The sequence below is a fragment of the Heliobacterium chlorum genome (assembly GCF_014502795.1).
Classification (GTDB): domain Bacteria; phylum Bacillota; class Desulfitobacteriia; order Heliobacteriales; family Heliobacteriaceae; genus Heliobacterium; species Heliobacterium chlorum.
On the sequence record NZ_JACVHF010000210.1, the window covers coordinates 1 to 324 of the forward strand.

Consider the following 324-nt stretch of genomic DNA (forward strand, 5'->3'; position numbering starts at 1 on the left):
AGATATACAAGCTGCAATTAAAGAGACATCAAAATACTCGGTTAAGTCGTCTGATTATTTAACGGGAAATCATGAAAAAGACGCAGAAATTGTTCAAGATTTAGAACAAGGTTTATACAGAAAACGCATGTTGAGTTATGGTGGATTGCTTAAGAAAAAGCATAAACTTTTGAATTTAGATGATGCCGAAGATGGTAACTTAATTCAAACAAGTGATGAAGAAAAAACGACAGAAGAAGAACAAAAAGCTCATTCAATTACGGCAATTTGGAATTTCGAAAAGCAAAATTACTTCTTAAAAAATTTGTAATGCTGTCTAAATAT

Annotated in this window: 1 protein-coding gene; it reads left to right on the forward strand. The window is 30.9% G+C overall.

The features are described from left to right. Window positions 1–310, forward strand: a 310-nt coding sequence (locus H1S01_RS21070) for a protein rep (RefSeq protein ID WP_207732461.1), incomplete at its 5' end; no start/stop codon positions are given. Window positions 311–324: the final 14 nt, after the last annotated feature.